Source organism: Psychrobacter sp. 1176_08, from assembly GCF_052850615.1.
In genome coordinates this window covers 169,181-189,111 of the sequence record NZ_VXCU01000008.1, presented here as the reverse complement: position 1 = coordinate 189,111, position 19,931 = coordinate 169,181, and the positions used below count along the sequence as shown (strand labels likewise).

Below are 19,931 nucleotides of genomic sequence, written 5' to 3'. Positions count from 1 at the left end.
ATTCTACCTCATTTTGAATACTAGATATTTTTCAATGAGTTATAGATTTTAATAGTTTGGCTTATTTATAAGAAAGAGGGTTTAATAGGTAGATAGCTCTTATAAGATCAATGGACATAAAAAAAGCCACTGTACATGCTAGTGGCTTTTTGATGGTATTCATTAACAATATTTAAGATTGGAGCTACAATGGTTCCAGCTTTTGGAATCATGACTGCTGAACTGTCTATAACCAATCAACTCTATACGTAATCAATCGCCATCATCAAACATAATGCCATCATGATGATAATGGATAGTCCAAAGATTTTATACGCCCATTTTATCTGTTGTTGAACTTGATCTTGTTCGCTATCGAACTTAATCGGTTTCATGGCGATAAACAGCCAATAACCTGATAACAATAGATGAACTCCCAAATACCAATAGCCAGTTGCATTTAACGCTGTGAGCAAACTACCCACAATTAAGAAAAGAGCAATAGTGATGGCAATATGCCACTGGGTTGTTCTAAACGAGTGCTTGACTGGTAGTACAGGAATACTGGCTGCGCTGTAGTCCTTTTTGCGAAACACAGCAATGGCATACGCATGCGGCATTTGCCAAATGGCAAACATCGCAAATAGCACCCAATACACACCATCAATAGAAGGCGTCAGCGCGGCATAACCAATCACTGGAGGAATAGCACCAGAGAAGCTGCCAATAAACGTACCCCAAACGGATTGACGTTTGAAATACAGACTATAAAATCCGACATAAACGACATAGCCGAACAGCGCCGAATACAGAGCCAATGGCGTGGTAGCTGCTAGACATAATATACCAATGCCCAGTAATACAATCGCATACAGTATCGCATGCGCAATAGAGAGCTCGCCTGTGACCAAAACACGATCACAAGTGCGCTGCATCTTTGAGTCGATATCACGGTCGATGATGTTATTAATCACACAACCAGAAGCTATGACTGTTAAGGTTCCAATTAAGACCTGAAGCAATACCAGCCAATCGGGGTTGCCTTTAGCGGCTAAAAAATAGCCACCCAACACGGTGATAGCATTACCAAAGACGATGCCAGGTTTGATCACCTGAACAAGCGGTTGTTTGGCAACATCGAGTTTTAACTGTGCAAGTTTATTCATGATTATCCATCAGTTAATATCGTCAAATACCTTAATTACATCGGTAAAATATTACCATCTAGAACAATGATGAGTCCTCAACCAGCGACCCATCATTGGGGCATTTGCGATAGCTTACATACGCCAAATTAATAGCGCAGATAATAACGGCAGTGACTGCCCTACTGTTGCATTCCAGGCATGTCTGAATGATCAGACATATCTGAGTGATCTTCTTGCGTGGTAGCAGGATTACCCTGCGTATGAGGTTGATACGTATCTGGTAGATTTAACCTATCCTCAAAACCTTCAAGCTCACGGTCTAATCGAGGTGTACCATCTGCATTGGTAGGCATTTGCATAGGCATCTCTTCGTCCATGCCCATGTCCATATTCATATCTTGACCCATGCCAGGCATCATGTGTTCGTTAGCGTTGTGCATGATCCATAAAGAACCGACCATGACAATCGCAACCACAAACAACGTGAACAAAAAGCTGTAAAGCGTATTACGCTGCTCAGGGCTAAAGTCCATATGCAAAAAGAAGTAAACTTGTACAAAAACCTGTACAGCTGCAAAGATACCAATCATCCAAATTGCACTGGTCCCTGACATTGTACCGCTCATTATTAGCCAAAACGGAATGACCGTTAAGACTGCCGATAGTACAAAGCCGGTAAGGTAACTCTTTTTACTACCATGACTGCTCTGACCGTGGCTGACATCCCCATGTGCATGAGCCTGCTGAGCTGCATGCAAATTTTCATTTTTCATAATGCCACTCCTACTAGATACACTAGTGAAAAGACGCAAATCCACACGATATCCAAAAAGTGCCAGAACAGACTTAGACATCTCAAACGCGTCATCATACGCTCAGAAAGACCAAATTTGTTTAACTGGAACAGCGTAAAGAATAACCAGCAGATACCGACTGTTACGTGGATACCATGCAAACCGACTAAGCTAAAGAAGCTCGATAAGAAAGCACTGCGATCAGGTCCAAAGCCTTCGACAATCAGGTGATGGAATTCATAGATCTCCATCCCAATGAAACCCATGCCGAATAATGCAGTAATAATCAGCCAAGTCTTAAGCTTTGCCATGTTGTTCTGATAAGCACCAAGCATAGCAAAACCAAAAGTAATACTACTGATTAGTAGCAAGAAGGTCTCAACTAAAACAAACTTAAGGTCGAAAATATCTTTAGGACCTGGACCATCTGCCACACCAACATTCAACACTGCATAAGTGGCAAAAAACGTCGCAAACAAAATCAAGTCGGTCATCAAATAAACAAAGAAACCCAAGACTTTATTGCCCTGTGCATCCAAATGGTCTGGATGGTGCGGGTCACTATGGTTAAAGTAATCTATATTGCCTTTGTTATGATCATCAGACGGCAACAACTCCTCACCGTTGTCGTCTGGCAAATTGCTATTTACTTCATGTTTATTCATACTTTCGGTACCACTCATAATCCGTCTCCTGCGTGTGCCGTACGAAGACGCTCATAGTAAGCATTTTCAACTTTTTCAATTTCATGAACCGGTACGATATAATCGATATCACGTTTATTGGCTTCACGAATAACAAAGAAAATCATGACGAAGAAAGACACTATTACTAACCACCAGATATGCCAAACAAAAGCAAAACCAAAGACAAAAGTCAGCAGACCAATAATCACACCAGAATCTGTATTTTTAGGCATATGTATTGGGCTGTAGTAATTAGGCGCTTTGTCTGACGTCCAACCACTGTCTTTCAGATAAGCTAAGGCATCAAGATCGTTAATGACCGGCAACTGAGCAAAGTTATAAAACGGTGCAGGTGACGGTGTGCTCCACTCCAAAGTACGACCATTCCAAGGATCACCACTAACATCAGCAAGACGTTTACGGTCGCGATAGCTGACATAGAACATCATCAACTGGCTGAAAATACCGAACATGATAATAAAGGCACCAACAGCAGCAATGATTAACCAGAACTGCCATGAATCATTGGCATAATGGTTGGTACGGCGTGTCATACCTAAGAAACCTAGAACATATAGCGGCATGAAGGCTGTGAAGAAACCAATGATCCAGCCCCAAAAAGCGCGTTTGCCCCATTTTTCGTCCAAACGATAGCCAAACATTTTTGGCCACCAGAATGCAATGCCTGCAAAATAACCAAATACCGCACCACCAATGATGGTGTTATGGAAATGCGCAATTAGGAACAGACTGTTATGCAACACATAATCAATACCAGGAACCGCTAGCATAACGCCTGTCATACCACCAACCGTAAAGGTAATGATAAAACCAATGGTCCACATAATCGGGGTACCAAAAATAATCTTGCCGCGATACATGGTAAACAGCCAGTTAAAGACCTTAACCCCTGTGGGAATGGCAATAATCATGGTGGTAATACCAAAGAAGGCATTAACATTGGCGCCTGAGCCCATCGTAAAGAAGTGATGCAACCAAACGATGAAACTTAAAACAGCAATAACGAGAATGGCATAAACCATACTGACGTAGCCAAACAGTTTTTTCTGCGAGAAAGTCGATATGACTTCTGAGAAAATACCAAAAGCTGGCAGTACCAAGATATAAACCTCTGGGTGACCCCAAATCCAAATCAGGTTGATATACATCATGACGTTGCCGCCAGCATCATTGGTAAAGAAGTGCATACCAAAGTAGCGATCAAGCGTCAGCATAATTAACGTTGCGGTTAATACTGGGAAAGCGGCAACGATCAAGATATTGGTACAAAGTGCTGACCAAGTAAAAATAGGCATATGCATCAGATTCATGCCAGGGGCACGCATCTTTAAGATAGTTACTAAGAAGTTGACACCCGTCAGCAACGTTCCTAATCCTGATAACTGCAAGGCCCAGATGTAATAATCCACCCCCACTGTCGGACTGAAGTTTAGCTCTGATAATGGTGGATAAGCCAACCAGCCTGTCGCGGCAAAGTCGCCAACTACTAGTGAGACGTTGACCAATAGAGCGCCGGTAACGAATAGCCAAAATGACAATGAGTTTAGGAACGGAAAGGCCACATCACGTGCGCCAATCTGTAAAGGTACAATCGCATTCATTAGTCCTACAACCAATGGCATAGCGACGAAGAAAATCATAATCACGCCGTGGGCAGTGAAAATCTGATCATAGTGATGCGGGGGCAAATATCCAGTTTCAGGATAATTGGCCAGCATCTGATGGGTACGCATCATAATGGCATCACTGAAACCGCGTAGTAACATAACGATGGCTACAACGATATACATGATACCAATTTTTTTATGGTCAACTGAGGTTAGCCAGTCATGCCAAAGTGTACCCCAAAGCTTCTTTTTGGTTAGAAAAAATAAAACCGCTAGCCCAGCCAAGGCCATCATACCACCAGCCATCATAATGATAGGCTCATGGTAAGGTATTGCCTCGAGGGACAATCTACCGAGTATTGCTTCCATAGTCGCCTCTCCTATTAGTGAGCGTCATCTTCTTGCGCATCATCTTTATTTGATGGCGCTGCTGGGTTGATACTACCTTCACCATCCTCCTTCAAATCAGACTCTATACCTTCTGCCACAGCGACTTCATTATCACGCTGGTTGACTTCATTTGGCGCTACAAACTGATTTTGTTGTTTGGTATCTGAACCATACTGATTCACAATGTAATCAAACATATTAGGTTGCGTCGATTTGAAATATTCGATGGCATGGTTCTCTGATGGTTTCGCTAATTCTTCATAGACAGCAGTATCAAGAACTTTATTGTCCTCAGCTTTAACTTTAGCTACCCAATTATCGAAACCTTGATTGTCAACAGCATGAACCAAGAACTTCATATCTGAAAAACCAGGACCACTATAGTTAGAAGATAGCCCATTATAGATACCTGGTTCATTGGCAACTAAATGTAGCTGCGTTACCATGCTTGACATGGCATAAATTTGGCCACCAAGTCTCGGAATGAAGAATGAGTTCATGACTGAATCAGAGGTAATCTTAAAGCTAACTGGTCGATCTACAGGCATATAAAGCTCATTGACGACGGCAATATCTTGCTCTGGGTAGATAAACAACCATTTCCAGTTTTGCGCCACAACTTGAATCACAAGCGGTGGATTTTCGCTTGTCGTCTCTAGCGGCTTATAAGGATCGAGTGCGTGGGTACTTTTCCACGTAATCACAGCCAAGATAGCAATAATAATAATGGGGATAGTCCACATTACTATTTCAATCCAAGTGTTGTGTGACCACTGCGGATCGAAGTCTTTATCAGCATCTGGTCTATCCGCACGATAGCGGTAGGTAAACCAGACTGTCATGACGATGACTGGTATAACCACAATCAACATCAAGATAGTAGTAACAATGAGAAGCTCTTTAGTTTGCACGCCAACTTCGCCTTTGGGATCTAATATCCCTGTATCACAGGCGGTCAGGAGCAAGCTGCTTATCAAGACTACTAAGTTGGCTTTGAGCCAGATTGGTAATTTGAAAAACGTCATGCCTTGTTAACCTTATATTCGGTTAGTCTTATTAACATTTGCCAAGTTTTAGAGACACCCAGTAACTGTTACAATCTCATAGCGGACATCAGAGAAATGACACTGGACTTTGACCTTATTTATACTCTTAATTTAGCAAAGAAAATATACGGCAATTCTAACGCTGTAAAGAGTGCAAACAAGGTCAATAGATTGCAACAATAACCGATAATGTAAATCTCAACGTTCATCTACCTAATCAAATAAGTAACACAGGATTAAAAAACAGTAGCAGTTATGCTCTGTTTTTTAATCCTGTGAGATTGGGAATTGGTAAATCGATTTACTAAGAGGGTATCAATAATTCAGAAAAGCTTACTCCAATGTTAAATTTTGTCTGAATGCCAGAACAATATTACACACAATATACAAGGTATAAAACCTTCAGAAGCAAGCTCATCTAATTCACACACACTATACGCCTCTTTTTTTAAAAAGCACTATCTGCAACAAAATAGAAATAAAAAAACATGTTTTCACTATTCAAAAGCTATAAATTGAGCTTGAAATTTTTATCTTTTTGAGTATTAGAGGGAATGAAGATAGCGTAGAGAGGTTTTATGAGTCAAAAGAGACTGGAATAGCATCTATGAAACGGGGGAATAAGCTTGACTGTTCGGCTTACGAAAGCGACGAACAACTGAGGCTAACAAAAAGGAAAATGAAGGATATTTATATTCAATAAGAGGGATATAAAGCTTATATAGACAGGGGTTATAAACATGCATACAAAACGTCGTGCCTTACATATTTATGAGACATATTGCACTCAATAGGCAATATGTCTCATTATAAAATTATTCATTTAGTATCAACTATAGATATTAAAGAACATATCTATATGAGCATTAAGCCAAGTTAGAGACGCATACGTAAAGTGGTGACAATACCTGACAACGCATAAATAACCCCAATGGCTAAGATACCTACTGGTATATCATATAGCACGATACTCATTACCAGCACACCGACGATCAGAACCACAAAAGGCACTTTCTTTTTGTCGAATTCTTTAAAACTGTAGTACTTAACATTGCTGACCATTAACAAACCACAAGTCACTACCCAAGCGGCAAACAACAACATGATTGCCGTATCGTATTGTCCTATCCATTCATTATGATCAATGGCAACCATCACTGCAGACGTGACTAAAATAGCAGCAAGTGGGCTGGCCAAACCAACAAAATATTTTTTATCAACGATGCCAACCTGCACATTGAACCGTGCCAAACGGAATGCCGCGCAAGCAGTAAAGACAAAGGCACAACCGATGCCGATACGACCTAATGACTGCAGGGCAAAACTATAAATCAAGATAGCGGGTGCCACACCAAATGCTAACATATCCGCCAGTGAGTCATATTGCTCACCAAAAGGGCTTTGCGCATTAAGCATCCGCGCAACGCGACCATCTGCACCATCCAAAATGGCAGACAAAAAGATGGCTAGCGAGGCTTTATAAAACTCGCCTTGCGTACTCGCCAAGATCGAGTAAAAGCCTGAAAGTAGAGACAAGGTCGTAATCAAATTGGGCGCTAAATAAACGCCGCGGCTAACCACTCGCTTGCCTTCCGCGACTTCTGCTTCAATCACCTCAAAGGTCAAGCCATCATAACTGTCATTATCCGCTAGGCGAATATTGAACTCATGCTCGTCGACGAAGGGCGGCTGGGTGGCCGCACTGTCTTGTAACAATCCATCGGTTAACGGTGTACTATCTGATTGGTTGCTTGGTGGCTGCTTGTTAGTCATCTCAATATCCTTATTACCAACATGGCGTCATTGCTAGCATGGTTACTCGCCGACCAGCCAGCGCACATTGGTCGCACTATCAGGCGTTAAGTCTGGTGCGTCTGCTACCTTTAATGCAGGCTGTAGAAAGCGTAATATTTCACGCGCATGATTGTCAAATTGCCAAGGCGGATTGATAACCAATAAACCCGTGCCGTTCAGACCTACTGCTACATCGTTTGGATAAATGTTTAGCTCACACACCAGCTGGCGACGCATTTCGGTACGCTTAAGCTTTTTGTAAAATAGCTCAACCGCTTCCATATTCTTAATAGGGAACCAAAGCGCGTACGTGCCTTGAGGCCATTTGTTATAAGCAGCGACTAATAGATTGATGAGACGCGTGAAATCCTTATGCTCTTGCTCATAAGGGGGATCAAGAAAGATCAAGCCACGCTTTTCTTTTGGTGGAATAACGGCCGTAATCCCTTCAAAAGCATCTCGATGTTGAATGCCGATTGGCAACTTATGTAGTTGATAATTTAGTGCATCATATTCGGTGGCCTTGGCTTCAAATGCCTCACCACGGACGCCTGCCTCAGGATTTTTTTCAATATGATGAGCAACCCACCAAGGAGAACCAGGATACACTTTGCTGTCATAAGTGAACCTGGCTTGCTTAATGCCTTCCATGTAATCTTTGACAGCAGCTGGTGCCTTTTCGGTATCTGCTTGCAATAAAGCTTGGATACCACCTTTGGCTTCTCCTGTCTTGCGCGCTTCTTCACTGCTCAGTGAATACAGTCCACGACCGCCATAAGCGTCAAGCACATAAAAAGGTTTGTTTTTCTGCCCCAATTGATTGAGCAGTTGTACCAATAAAATGTGTTTAACCACATCAGCAAAGTTACCAGCGTGGTAGGCGTGTTTATAGTTCATAATCTCAAAAGTTTAAATAAGAAAAATTGCATCTATGGTAGCATAGGCAGAGTAAAAGATAATGTGGTTTTAGTAAGTGCTTTCAATAAAAACAGGCTAATTAACGGTATATTGACAGCTGATTGATAAGAATGAGATGAAATGACGAAGATTATTAGCAATCTTGACGTGACAAACATCGTGGCCCAGAATCCGATCGGTCAGGACAATCCCCCTTTACTGTTTCCGCATGGCCACAATGATACTGAGCAGCCGCCAACCCAAGAGGTATTGCAGTCAGCTGATTTTGATATCCGTTGGCAAGACAATCTCACCGATACGCAGCTCGATGCATTTGTCACTGATGGTTGGCTCATTATTGATAATGTATTTGAGAAGACGGCATTACTTGCGCTACAGGCTGAAAGTGGTTTTATCGACTATCGGGATGCTGCCCTAACCGATGGTATTCGTATTAGTGATATACGCGGTGATAGAATACGCTGGATTACTGAAAATTTCTTTGCTGGCTATTATTACTTGCAAAGTATCAATGCCCTAGCCTCCTTATTCAATCGTAGCTTGTTCGCCGGTATTCGCCATAGTGAAGCACATTATGCCTGCTATCCAATTGGTTTTGGCTATCAGTGGCACAGTGACAATCCTGCTGGACGTGATGAACGCGTTATTTCAGCGGTATTTTATCTCAATGATGACTGGGAACCTACTGACGGCGGCGCACTAGAAGTTGTTGATAAACATGGCGTTCATCATGAAGTGATGCCAGTTGCCAATAGACTCATCATCTTCGATAGCGATCTACGACATCAAGTGCAAACAGCCCACCGTCAGCGCTATTCTATTGCCACTTGGATGCGCCGAGATGGTTTGGTCCCATTTGTGGAAGAAAACAATTAAATCATTTTCAACTTTAACTCTAAATATTGACTTTATATAAAAGGTTTATTCATGTCTGACGCAAACACTCAATCTAACCCTCATCAACAGACGACTCACCAACAAGCGACGCTAGATTTGAGCATCGAATTGCTCGAACGCCCTTCAGTGACACCAGACGATGATGGTTGCCAAGATATATTGTCGGCACGATTAGAGCAAGCAGGCTTTGACTGTGAGTTTATGTACTTTGGTGATAGAAAACAAAGCGGCGAACATGCCGAAGTCAAAAACTTATGGGCACGCCGTGGCACGACTGACCCCGTCATTTGCTTTGCTGGTCATACTGACGTAGTACCCACAGGTAATGAAAGCCATTGGACGTATCCACCTTTTACCCCAACCATCAAAGATGGATATCTATGGGCACGTGGGGCTGCCGATATGAAAACTGGCATTGCGGCGTTTACCATCGCAGCCGAACGCTTCGTGCAAGACCATCCTGAGCATAATGGCTCTATTGCGTTTTTAATCACCTCTGATGAAGAAGGGCCGTCAGTCAATGGCACAGTTAAAGTCGTTGAAACCTTAGAAGCGCGCAATGAGAAAATCACTTACTGTCTTGTTGGTGAGCCATCAAGTACCGACACACTTGGCGACATTATCAAAAACGGTCGCCGTGGCTCATTAGGCGCAGTACTTACGGTCACTGGTAAGCAAGGTCATGTCGCTTATCCGCATCTGGCCTCTAACCCTATTCATGCCACCATGTCAGCCTTGGCAGAATTGACTGGTGCCACGTGGGATGAGGGTAATGACTATTTCCCAGCCACGTCTTTGCAAATATCAAATATCAATGGCGGTACGGGCGCAAGCAATGTTATTCCTGAAACCTTAGAAGTGGTCTTTAACTTTCGCTTCTCAACGGAAACCACAGAAGATGAGCTAAAAGCAAAAACGCACGCTATCTTTGATAAATACTTTGCAGATAGTAAGGCCAGTTACAACATTAATTGGAAGTTATCCGGTCAGCCATTCTTGACACCTGAAGGTAAATTGGTTTCAGCCTGTCAAAAAGCCATCAAAACCGTAACCGATGTCGATACCACACTATCCACCTCTGGCGGTACATCAGATGGACGTTTTATCGCGCCAACGGGTGCACAGGTTGTGGAGCTTGGTGTACGTAATGCGACGATTCATCAGGTTGATGAAAAAGTAGAAGTCGATGACTTAGGAAGACTTGCGCAGATTTATGAAGGGATTTTAGAGAATTTGTTGTTGAATTAATGGTACTAATCTCAATCGTATAAGATTAAAAAAAGCGCCTTCTCATATAGATAGAAGGCGCTTTTTTCTTATTTTCAATTGCTAAAAACCGTATATTTGAGTGATATGTCGATAATTTCTTGGAGATTAAATGAATTAAAAACGCTCTAAAGGTTAATACCTTGATCGGCCGGAAGGTCTTCAAGTTTTTGCTGTATGTTGATTAGCTCTGCTTGGAAAGCGTCGACTTTATTATTCATGTCTTCCTCATCTTCGCTAAGCATACCTTCTGTTCTGAAATCCTCTACATCCAATACGCGTCCACGCAGTGCATTCTTAATTATTCCTAACTCATAAACTGAAATATTATCATCATCATTGTCCATGTTTACTGTCCACCCTTAACGTCTTTGAGAACCTTCTCATATAGACATACTATTGAATATACTGTAAAACGCAAAAGGCTGAGTAAGTTTTCGTAATCTTAAACCAGCGATTTTTCGATAACTGAATATTTAGTTTAGAAGTGATTGAGTCATTGATGAATAGGATTACTATATCTTCAACGCATACTGTACCTCTAAAAAACACTCTTGTAGTTTAATTTATAGGCAGCTTACTGTCTCTATTCAATACCGATATAAAGATCCACTTGACCGTACTCTAGATTACCATCGATATAACGCTCAAAATCCACATTAAACGTTCGGGTATGCTCACAGTCTGCCGCATTGAAATATTCCCAAGCTTTTTCCCAAGCATTCATGACCGTATTGGGCATATTGCCCTGCTCAGAGAATACTAAATACTTGCCAGCAGGAATCTCTACCGCAACTACATTATCTGTTGACGCTACTTCCTCTTGCTCATTAGTTGTCTGCCAACCAGCGACCACATCAAAAGCACCGACTAAATCATCACTTTCATAGTTATGATAGATACCATAAATGTCTTCGCCTTCAGGAAGTTGACCCGCATGATTTTGATAAAACTTTTGCCATAATCTACCCAGCTTGGCGGTCTCATAGCTAATCTCAGCGTTGTTGGTCGTACGTACGCTAATGCCACTGCAAGCTATCGCTTCTGATAACTCTTTAATTTGTGATGTCATGATGCGGCCTTTTTAATTTATTTATTGAATTTTTATGGATGGCAACGTTAAGAAACCGAAACGATTAGTCGGCTTCATCGATCCAATTCATTTGAATGGCTTCTAAGATGCCTTCATTTGATTTTTGCGGATCATCATCAAAACCTTCAAGCTCAGTCACCCAGCGATGCAAATCTGTAAAGCGTATGTATTGCGGATTTGTCTCTGGAAATTTTTCATAAAGCTCAATCGCGATGTCTAAGCTGTCTGTCCATTTTAGTTTTTGCGGGGTCATAGTGGCTCCTTAATGGTTAATCATTTTTATAAAATATCAGTCGTTTTTATAAAACCATGTTATCGACTTAATAGGCTCTATCCTACCAAAATTTGCCCGATGATTATAGGTGCGTTATTTATACACTCACCTTTGATTTGGATGATTTTATAGCTACTTGATGTGTATTCCATGTGCTGATGATGTCTGTAAGTTGCTCTCCCTGCATGTCGAGCACTTCTGGCGTTTGTAGTTTTCCTTTTTTATCCTTCAAGACAAATTTAGTCATACCAACGCTCATGAGTTGGTTTTTTACGAAGAAGCGATGTTCAAAATAGATGTATTTGTGATCCCAGCCAGCCAGTACGCTATTGACTGTCATCTTGCTCAAAAATTTGATTTCTTTTAGATAGACCATCTCTTGCATGGCAATTACCCAACCTAAAGATTGAATACCTTTTTGATGACAGCATGCCATCAGCCAGCGAGTGACGTTTAATTCAATAAAAGACAGATAACGATAATTGGGCAGATGATCACGAAAGCCCATGTCATGTGGTAAAACGCGATAATGGCGGGTGGTTGGTGCAATCAAGGTCTCTAGACTGAGCGTCTCACTCGCTGATTGCTGCTTTAACTGTTGCTTGAGCAAACTGATCATAATAAAAAAACGCAGTAGCATATTCATAAATAAATCTCTTATCACATTGTATTTGGACTGGGCGATCGCCTATATAAAGCAATGGGAGCATAAACGTCGCACACTTTAACGCAAAAAAAGCCACCACAGTGACTTTTTCTATTTAAGAACATGCGCTAAGCGTTAGTGACCGCCGCCATTGACACTACGCACCATCTCTTCTACCATTTTTTTGGCATCACCGAAGATCATCATGGTTTTATCCATATAGAATAAGCTGTTGTCTAAGCCTGCGTAGCCTGTACTCATTGAGCGTTTAATGACCATAACAGTTTGAGCTTTGCTGACTTCTAGAATTGGCATACCAAAGATGGGTGACGTTGGATCGTCTTTGGCAGACGGGTTTACGACATCGTTTGCACCAATGACTAAGACCACATCGGTACTCGCGAAGTCTGAATTGATCTCATCCATCTCTAAAATATCATCATAGGGTACATCCGCTTCCGCCAATAGCACGTTCATATGACCTGGCATACGACCAGCGACTGGGTGAATCGCAAAGCGCACATTCACGCCTTCTTCTTTTAATAACTCGTATAGCTCTTTGACCGCATTTTGTGCGCGGCCTTGTGCCATACCATAACCTGGTACGATCACTACGCTACTGGCATTGGCCATTAAGAAACCAGCATCTTCTGCTGAGCCTGCTTTATAGTTCTTAGGTGCGCCCTCATCGCCACCTGCCGCGACGGCTGAGGTTCCCATACCACCAAACAAGACATTTAATAATGAGCGGTTCATGGCTTTACACATGATATAAGATAAGATTGCCCCTGATGAACCAACGAGTGAGCCTGCGATAATCAACATCGAGTTGCCAAGCGTGAAACCAATTCCTGCCGCGGCCCAACCAGAGAATGAGTTCAATAGAGAGACAACCACTGGCATGTCACCGCCACCGATTGGCGCAATCCACATCCAACCGAATATGACTGCAATCACTGCCATGGCATAAAAAGCGGGCAATGAATCTGTGACAAAATATACCCCACCAAAACCAATCATCGCAATGAATAACAGCGCTTGAACGGGTTTTACCCAGCTGCCGACCAGGGTTTTCGCCCAGCTTTTTGCTGCCAGTTTACCAAAAGCAAAGACCGAGGCTGAAAAAGTAATCGCACCGATAAAGCAGCCGATAAATAACTCTACCCGAGCCACTGCACCATGTTGCTGCTCAGTATGTAATACCGTCGCAAGTGCAATCGCAACCGCGGCCAGACCGACAAATGAATGCATCAACGCAACCGTTTCTGGCATTTGGGTCATTGCGACTGTTTTTGCCTTCCACATACCGACAAGCGCACCTAAAATCATCGCTCCGATGATTAACCAAAGGACAGGGCCTTCTGCTAAAAAGAACGTCGTCACAACGGCAATCGCCATCGCTGCCATACCAAAACGGTTACCACGAATGGCGGTCTTTGGACTAGATAAGCCACGTAAGGTTAAGACAAAAAGGACAGCGCCAACCAAGTAGAACCAATCTGCATTTGCCGCAATCATTGTTGAGAAATCATTCATGCGTCGCCTCCAGTTTCTTTTGCATTAGTTTCAAGAGCAGGGGCTTTTTTTGCTTTAGGTTTGAACATCGCCAGCATACGCTCAGTCACAGCAAAACCGCCAAAGATATTGATACTGGCTAAAAAGACCGCGAAGGCACCAAGTAAGCTGGTTGGTGTAAACATTGAACCATCAATGGTAACTGTCTGTAGCATCGCACCCACGATGACGATACTTGATAGAGCATTGGTTACCGCCATCAATGGGGTGTGCAATGCAGGGGTTACGCCCCAAACGACGTAGTATCCGACAAAAACCGCAAGTACAAATACCGTAAAAATCGCGACAAAGGGTGTGCTACTCATGGCTGCACCGACTGGTGCGGTAGCTAAAACAGTGGCAATCATCTTATCCTCCTAAAAATTTATTCGTGTCTGGCAAATGTGTGGTGGCAAACCATCCAAAATTAGCGCTTGGCAAGACGGAGCTGACCTTCGTGCGTCACAGCCAAAGCTCTTTGAATCTCATCTGCCATATCTAAGTTGAGTGCCAGTTTATCCACTGAAGCCTCATCCGTACTGGGCGCAATCAAAGTCGTGATAAAATTAACAAGATTATTGGCGTATAAATCTGAGGACTGCGCCGCAAGCATTGAGGGAATATTGGCTGCACCAACGATACGTACACCGTTATCGGTAGTAATGGTTTGATCAGGGAGACTGCCCTCTACATTACCGCCCGTCCCTGCTGCCATGTCGATCAATACCGAGCCTGCTTTCATCTTGGCAATCGTGGCCCCGTGTACCAAGCGCGGTGCTTGTCGACCGGGGATTTGTGCCGTTGTAATCACGATGTCAGCGTTGGTCAAGGCTTTGTCTACTACTGCGGCTTGGTCTTGGATGTATTGCTCTGAGGGCGTCCATGCATAACCGCCGGTTGCTTTTGCTTTTTGTGCTTCATCTGCACTCATCGGTACATCCAGCCATTTACCCCCAAGTGACTCGACTTGCTCTTTTGCCGCAGGACGCAGATCACTGGCCTCTACTACAGCACCTAGACGCTTTGCCGTCGCAATCGCTTGTAGACCGGCGACACCGACACCCAAGATGACCACTTTGGCTGGCTTGACCGTCCCTGCTGACGTCATAAACATAGGAAATGGACGTGAGTATTCATTGGCTGCTAGCAATACCGCTTTATAACCAGCAAGGTTGGCCTGTGATGACAAGACATCCATGTTTTGTGCGCGTGACAGGGTGCGAGGTAATAGCTCCATCGCAAATGCTGTTGCCCCTTTAGCAGCATAAGTGTCGAGCTGAGTATTACGATAAGGGTCGAGCATACCAACGATTACTTGGCCAGAGGTTAGGCTGTCCGTTGTCGCTGCTGGCAAGTCATGGACTGTGGTAATAATTTGCGACTGTGTGACGACCTCAGTACTACTCATGACAATATCGGCACCTGCGGCCTGATACAACTCATCCGCGTAATATGCCGCTTCTCCTGCTCCTGACTGCACGACCACGTCGAACCCAAGTTTGCGCAACTTTTTAACCGCGTCTGGGGTTAGCGCAACCCGACTTTCACTCGCACTATCTGCACTGATTACACCAATTTTCATATCGTCTCCTTACTCAAGTCCAATGATTGACCCCAATATCCTCAACGCACATTTAAAAAGCACAGGGACAAAAAATCTTTGGTCAGAACGGACACTACGTATGACCAAAGCTTATCAATTTAATAAATGATAGACAGCTTCCCATCACTCCTTTTTATTATAGAGACATAATCCGTCAACTTTCATTGCCAAATGATGACTTACAAGTAAATAAAAAGTTAAGTATTTACACCATAGACATAACTTTTATTGTTATATTAAAAATTTTATCTTTCTACTAGACGCTGTGCTTCATTGCAGATAGGCTCACCACTTGATGGTAATTTTTTACGCATTTGTGAAGATTGAGGAGCGCCTAAAACGACTGCTTGCAAATACAGTTGACTCTCTGAGTGTCGTATAATAAGAAAACCTAATACTTTGATCAGTCAATTATTGATTCACTTTAATAAGGAATAACGATGTACTTTTTACTGTCTCCTGCCAAATCTTTGAATGAAACAGATGCGATACCCGTCAATCTGGGTAACTATTACAGTCAGCCAGAGTTGATCGAACATTCGCAGGATTTGATGAAAATATTAAAGTCAAAAGAACCGATGGATTTGCAAGCGCTCATGAGTATCTCTGATGATTTGGCTCAGCTTAATGCCGAGCGCAATCAACAGTGGCGTTGGAGTAAAGAGCAACCATTTACCGATGACGCAACGGGTAATATAGCGAAGCCAGCGGGTTATTTATTCGATGGCGACGTTTATACAGGCCTTGATATGTACCATATGGATAAAGAGACCGCTATTTATGTCAATGAGCATTTGGGGATTTTGTCAGGTCTTTATGGGGTGTTGAAGCCGTTAGATTTAATCCAGCCTTACCGCTTAGAGATGGGTACCAAGCTAAAAAACGAGCGCGGTGATAATCTTTATGACTTTTGGGGCGAGGAAGTGACTGACGTTATCAATGCTCGTATGGCAGATAGCGAAGATAAGACCCTGATCAATCTGGCTTCTAATGAGTACTTTAAAGCAGTAAAGAAAAAAGCCATTGATGCTAATATCATCACGCCACGGTTCGAAGACGAAAAAAATGGTCAATATAAAGTGATTAGTTTTTATGCCAAAAAGGCACGCGGTCTTATGGTGAAATATGCTGCAGATAATAAGCTGAGCAATGCGGAGCAGTTAAAAGATTTTGATTTGGCGGGTTATTATTACTGTGTAGAAGCGTCTGATGATAAGACGTGGGTGTTTAGAAGAGATGCGGCGGATCAGTAACTTGATATAAAAACCATATTTACTACAGTCGCTAGAAGCATGGCACTCAGGGCTTCTAGCGACTGTATTACATCTCCTTTAATTTAACGGGTCACAACAGTCCTTTTTGCGATTGCGATTGATAGCTAAAACCATTGCCTTGAACTATAAAGATGATTCTTTAACGTGAAATAATCGACATGATAGCGTCAGTCAGTTGGGGAATTTCCGTCATTTTCAAACCTGCAATATTGATTCTGCCATTTGGCATGCCATAAATCGCGAACTCATCTTGCAATATGAGCATTTGATTTTCTGTTAGCGGTAATAGAGAAAACATACCTTTTTGATGCGAGATGTCCAAAAACTCTGCGGGTGCATCCCTATCTTTTAAGGCTTTGCCTAACGCTTGGCGAATAGTATCCACCCTACCACGGTAGCTTGCCAGCTCGACTAGCCAAGCGTCTGGTTTGTCTAGCAAATAAGAAGCAACTGCGGCACCGTGATTGGGCGGCATGGAGTAGTTGGCGCGTGTGATGGTTTCTAAGAGTGTCTGTATATCTGCGTGACGCTCATGGTTCGTCGTCATCACCGTGGCAATACCAGTACGCTCATTGTATAGACCCATATTTTTTGAACAGCTGGCGGCGATAAATGCAAAGTCAGAGTCTTTAATGATTAGACGAAGCCCTGCAGCATCGGTATCGGGATCATCTCCAAAACCTTGATACGCCATATCAATAAATGGCACAATATTTTTCTGTTTACATTTATCAGAAAACCGTTGCCACTGCTCTAAAGAAGGGTCTATGCCGGTAGGATTGTGGCAACACGCATGTAATAACAACACGTCTCCTTCTTTTGCTTTTTCTAGCGCGGCAAAACACGCATCAATATCTAATTGTCCATTTTTATTTTGCCATGGATATGTATTAACCGTTAACCCAGCACCTTCCATCAGCGGACGATGATTGATATAGCCAGGGTCACTGATCCAAACGGTTGAATCTGGAGAGAGTATGGCGATTAAGTCAGCAATGAGTCGTAATGCACCTGATGCCCCAACCGTCTGAATCGTGCATTGGTTGTTTAGACTTCGACTGTCACCTAATACAAATTTTGCCATTTGTTGATTAAAATTAGCGTTACCCGATAGCATGCCGTAGGCCTTTGAATGGGCTCGATGAGCAAGATGTATTTCTGCATCTTGCACGGTTTTCATTACAGGCGTATTGCCATGCTCGTCTCGATAGACACCAACCAATAGATCTATTTTATGTTTGCGCTGGTCAGCACGAAACCTACCCAACAATGCCCATAGTGGATCACCATTGATAATAGGCATATTATTTAACATCATGATACTTCCTTAATTAATTTATTTCGCTCGATTGGACAAGATAACACCAATGGTACTGAGTACGATGCCGCATATCATGATGACTGATAGAGACTCATTGAGTATCAGCGCAGCGAGTATGGCAGTTAGTCCTGGGGACAACGAGCCAAGTAATAAGGTACGAATGGAGCCTAACTGTTTGACAGCATAAGAAAATGCAATGGTTGATACCACCCCTACACCAAGTCCTTGTATTAGGATAAATGGAAGCGCTTCATCAAAAGATACAAAACCTATATTCGTCTCCATAATGCCAGACAGAACCATCACTAATGTCAGAAAAAACGAGGTATAAGAGAGCACGATAGCGATAGCTATTGGACTTAACTTGGTACTTTTTAACCCTAAGGTATAACCCGCCCAAATCAGACTTGCCATCAATAATAACCCTACACCGTACAGAAGACTATTCGGTATTGCCTGTGCATGCCCGCCAATCATCGTAGCGATACCAAAGAGAATAAGCATTAATGTGGCAAATTTTCTTAATGATATTCGCTGACGATAAAAAATAAAAGACAGTAAGGCTGCAAAGAAGACTGGTGTCCCTGTCAAAATAGTACCCATGTAAGCTGCTGGCACCGTACTTGCACCAAAAGCCGCCAACAGAAGAAAAGGTACGCCGCCAAATAAAATAAACATGATGTCTGGCAGTCTTATATTTTTGATTTCATGCCAACTAGATAGTACCCAAGGGGTCAACAAAACCAGCGGTACACTAAAGCGAATGAGCATGACATCGGCAATGCTTAGCGACGACTCCCCAACCGCTCGCACAGTTAATGCAAATCCTGACCAAATCAACAATACAACGCTCATAGCCACATAGCCTTTGGTTAGTGGCGACATTATAAACAAAGGGTTTTTGCGTAATGAGGGCTGAAATATCGTATTCATAGTCGTGTCTTATACTGGTATGCAAAGACCAATTATCGATTAAAATACGCGCTTTTATCTCTATTTATTCATTGCAATTTTACAAATATTTGGTGGATAATGCTAATTAAATCAAAATTATTGGCTTAAAAATCCAAAAGGTAAATTATGGACAAAATAGATCGTCATATCTTGGAAGTGCTCCAGAAAAAAGCGCGCTTATCTACGGCGGAACTGGCCGAACGTATAGGGCTGTCGCCATCTCCTTGTGCGCGGCGCCTAAAACGTTTGGAAGATGAGGGTTATATAGAGAACTATCAAGCGAACGTAAATAAAACCAAAGCAGGTATTGTCATGAGTTTCTTTGTGGAGGTCAGTCTCAACAGCCACCAAGAAGACTCTATTGCAACCTTTGAAAAAGCCCTATCCGATATGGACGAGGTGATTAATGGACATGTGGTGTCGGGTTCTTACGATTATTTATTAGAAGTAGTGAGCCCCAATCTTGATGGTTATGAGCGGTTCACACGTAAGCTACATAAGCTTGCTAGCGTAAAAGACATACACACTCATTTATCGGTGAGAAAGGTCATTAATAAGACGACTTTACCTATTTTTGTGTGAGATTTTTTCATGCGGATTAGGGGTAATCACAGTTTTTTTGGACTACAAAGACACTTGGTATGAAAGTGAATATAATCAAACTTC

Annotated in this window: 20 protein-coding genes; 4 read left to right on the top strand and 16 right to left on the bottom strand. The window is 42.5% G+C overall.

Annotated elements, in window-relative coordinates:
• Positions 1 to 242: 242 nt before the first annotated feature.
• The 7 genes from cyoE to FW759_RS11850 all read right to left on the bottom strand — a co-directional run bounded on the left by cyoE (position 243) and on the right by FW759_RS11850 (position 8,362).
• A complete protein-coding gene (gene cyoE / locus FW759_RS11880) occupies positions 243 to 1,145 on the bottom strand; it encodes a heme o synthase (RefSeq protein WP_446443093.1) in 903 nt (300 codons plus the stop codon).
• Between the two features lie 161 nt (positions 1,146 to 1,306).
• A complete protein-coding gene (cyoD, locus tag FW759_RS11875) occupies positions 1,307 to 1,900 on the bottom strand; it encodes a cytochrome o ubiquinol oxidase subunit IV (protein WP_446443092.1) in 594 nt (197 codons plus the stop codon).
• Positions 1,897 to 2,604 carry a cytochrome o ubiquinol oxidase subunit III gene (gene cyoC / locus FW759_RS11870; RefSeq protein WP_228139897.1) on the bottom strand — a complete coding sequence of 236 codons (708 nt, stop codon included), beginning with the start codon at positions 2,602 to 2,604 and terminating at the stop codon, positions 1,897 to 1,899. The genes cyoD and cyoC overlap by 4 nt, the downstream gene beginning before the upstream one ends.
• Positions 2,601 to 4,604 carry a cytochrome o ubiquinol oxidase subunit I gene (gene cyoB / locus FW759_RS11865; protein ID WP_443505907.1) on the bottom strand — a complete coding sequence of 668 codons (2,004 nt, stop codon included), beginning with the start codon at positions 4,602 to 4,604 and terminating at the stop codon, positions 2,601 to 2,603. Before cyoB ends, cyoC begins: the two co-directional genes overlap by 4 nt.
• Positions 4,605 to 4,618: 14 nt before the next feature.
• On the bottom strand, positions 4,619 to 5,650 hold the full coding sequence (gene cyoA / locus FW759_RS11860; RefSeq protein WP_446443091.1) for a ubiquinol oxidase subunit II: 1,032 nt from the start codon (positions 5,648 to 5,650) through the stop codon (positions 4,619 to 4,621).
• An 897-nt stretch (positions 5,651 to 6,547) separates the two neighbouring features.
• The gene (gene pssA / locus FW759_RS11855) at positions 6,548 to 7,444 is read right to left on the bottom strand and encodes a CDP-diacylglycerol--serine O-phosphatidyltransferase (RefSeq protein ID WP_446443090.1); all 897 of its coding nucleotides are present in this window, start codon (positions 7,442 to 7,444) and stop codon (positions 6,548 to 6,550) included.
• A gap of 42 nt (positions 7,445 to 7,486) precedes the next feature.
• Positions 7,487 to 8,362 carry a 23S rRNA (adenine(2030)-N(6))-methyltransferase RlmJ gene (locus tag FW759_RS11850; protein ID WP_131400416.1) on the bottom strand — a complete coding sequence of 292 codons (876 nt, stop codon included), beginning with the start codon at positions 8,360 to 8,362 and terminating at the stop codon, positions 7,487 to 7,489.
• Between the two features lie 141 nt (positions 8,363 to 8,503).
• Here FW759_RS11850 and FW759_RS11845 point away from each other — a divergent pair, with 141 nt between their 5' ends.
• Both FW759_RS11845 and dapE read left to right on the top strand, forming a co-directional pair.
• Positions 8,504 to 9,259: a 2OG-Fe(II) oxygenase gene (locus FW759_RS11845; RefSeq protein ID WP_446443089.1), complete on the top strand. Its 756-nt coding sequence runs from the start codon at positions 8,504 to 8,506 to the stop codon at positions 9,257 to 9,259.
• Between the two features lie 51 nt (positions 9,260 to 9,310).
• The gene (dapE, locus tag FW759_RS11840; protein WP_446443088.1) at positions 9,311 to 10,528 is read left to right on the top strand and encodes a succinyl-diaminopimelate desuccinylase; all 1,218 of its coding nucleotides are present in this window, start codon (positions 9,311 to 9,313) and stop codon (positions 10,526 to 10,528) included.
• A gap of 146 nt (positions 10,529 to 10,674) precedes the next feature.
• On the opposite strand, the gene FW759_RS11835 is transcribed toward dapE, so the two are convergent.
• The 7 genes from FW759_RS11835 to FW759_RS11805 all read right to left on the bottom strand — a co-directional run bounded on the left by FW759_RS11835 (position 10,675) and on the right by FW759_RS11805 (position 15,695).
• Positions 10,675 to 10,893, bottom strand: coding sequence for a hypothetical protein (locus FW759_RS11835; RefSeq protein WP_131400419.1), 219 nt, complete (start codon positions 10,891 to 10,893; stop codon positions 10,675 to 10,677).
• Positions 10,894 to 11,132: 239 nt separating this feature from the next.
• Positions 11,133 to 11,618: a GyrI-like domain-containing protein gene (locus tag FW759_RS11830; protein WP_131400420.1), complete on the bottom strand. Its 486-nt coding sequence runs from the start codon at positions 11,616 to 11,618 to the stop codon at positions 11,133 to 11,135.
• Between the two features lie 64 nt (positions 11,619 to 11,682).
• Entirely contained in the window at positions 11,683 to 11,892 is a 210-nt protein-coding gene (gene iscX, locus FW759_RS11825) for a Fe-S cluster assembly protein IscX (protein WP_446443087.1), read from the bottom strand.
• Positions 11,893 to 12,010: 118 nt separating this feature from the next.
• On the bottom strand, positions 12,011 to 12,559 hold the full coding sequence (locus tag FW759_RS11820; RefSeq protein ID WP_446443086.1) for an acyl-CoA thioesterase: 549 nt from the start codon (positions 12,557 to 12,559) through the stop codon (positions 12,011 to 12,013).
• A 135-nt stretch (positions 12,560 to 12,694) separates the two neighbouring features.
• Positions 12,695 to 14,095, bottom strand: coding sequence for an NAD(P)(+) transhydrogenase (Re/Si-specific) subunit beta (locus FW759_RS11815; protein ID WP_446443085.1), 1,401 nt, complete (start codon positions 14,093 to 14,095; stop codon positions 12,695 to 12,697).
• On the bottom strand, positions 14,092 to 14,439 hold the full coding sequence (locus FW759_RS11810) for a proton-translocating transhydrogenase family protein (protein WP_218830319.1): 348 nt from the start codon (positions 14,437 to 14,439) through the stop codon (positions 14,092 to 14,094). Before FW759_RS11810 ends, FW759_RS11815 begins: the two co-directional genes overlap by 4 nt.
• A gap of 101 nt (positions 14,440 to 14,540) precedes the next feature.
• A complete protein-coding gene (locus FW759_RS11805) occupies positions 14,541 to 15,695 on the bottom strand; it encodes a Re/Si-specific NAD(P)(+) transhydrogenase subunit alpha (RefSeq protein ID WP_446443084.1) in 1,155 nt (384 codons plus the stop codon).
• A 461-nt stretch (positions 15,696 to 16,156) separates the two neighbouring features.
• Here FW759_RS11805 and yaaA point away from each other — a divergent pair, with 461 nt between their 5' ends.
• Entirely contained in the window at positions 16,157 to 16,969 is an 813-nt protein-coding gene (yaaA, locus tag FW759_RS11800; protein ID WP_446443083.1) for a peroxide stress protein YaaA, read from the top strand.
• Positions 16,970 to 17,129: 160 nt separating this feature from the next.
• Here yaaA and FW759_RS11795 read toward each other — a convergent pair whose 3' ends face one another.
• On the bottom strand, positions 17,130 to 18,308 hold the full coding sequence (locus FW759_RS11795) for an aromatic amino acid transaminase (protein WP_446443082.1): 1,179 nt from the start codon (positions 18,306 to 18,308) through the stop codon (positions 17,130 to 17,132).
• A gap of 18 nt (positions 18,309 to 18,326) precedes the next feature.
• On the bottom strand, positions 18,327 to 19,244 hold the full coding sequence (locus FW759_RS11790; protein ID WP_446443081.1) for a DMT family transporter: 918 nt from the start codon (positions 19,242 to 19,244) through the stop codon (positions 18,327 to 18,329).
• 147 nt (positions 19,245 to 19,391) lie between these two features.
• Here FW759_RS11790 and FW759_RS11785 point away from each other — a divergent pair, with 147 nt between their 5' ends.
• On the top strand, positions 19,392 to 19,847 hold the full coding sequence (locus FW759_RS11785; protein WP_446443080.1) for an Lrp/AsnC family transcriptional regulator: 456 nt from the start codon (positions 19,392 to 19,394) through the stop codon (positions 19,845 to 19,847).
• Positions 19,848 to 19,931 lie beyond the last annotated feature (84 nt).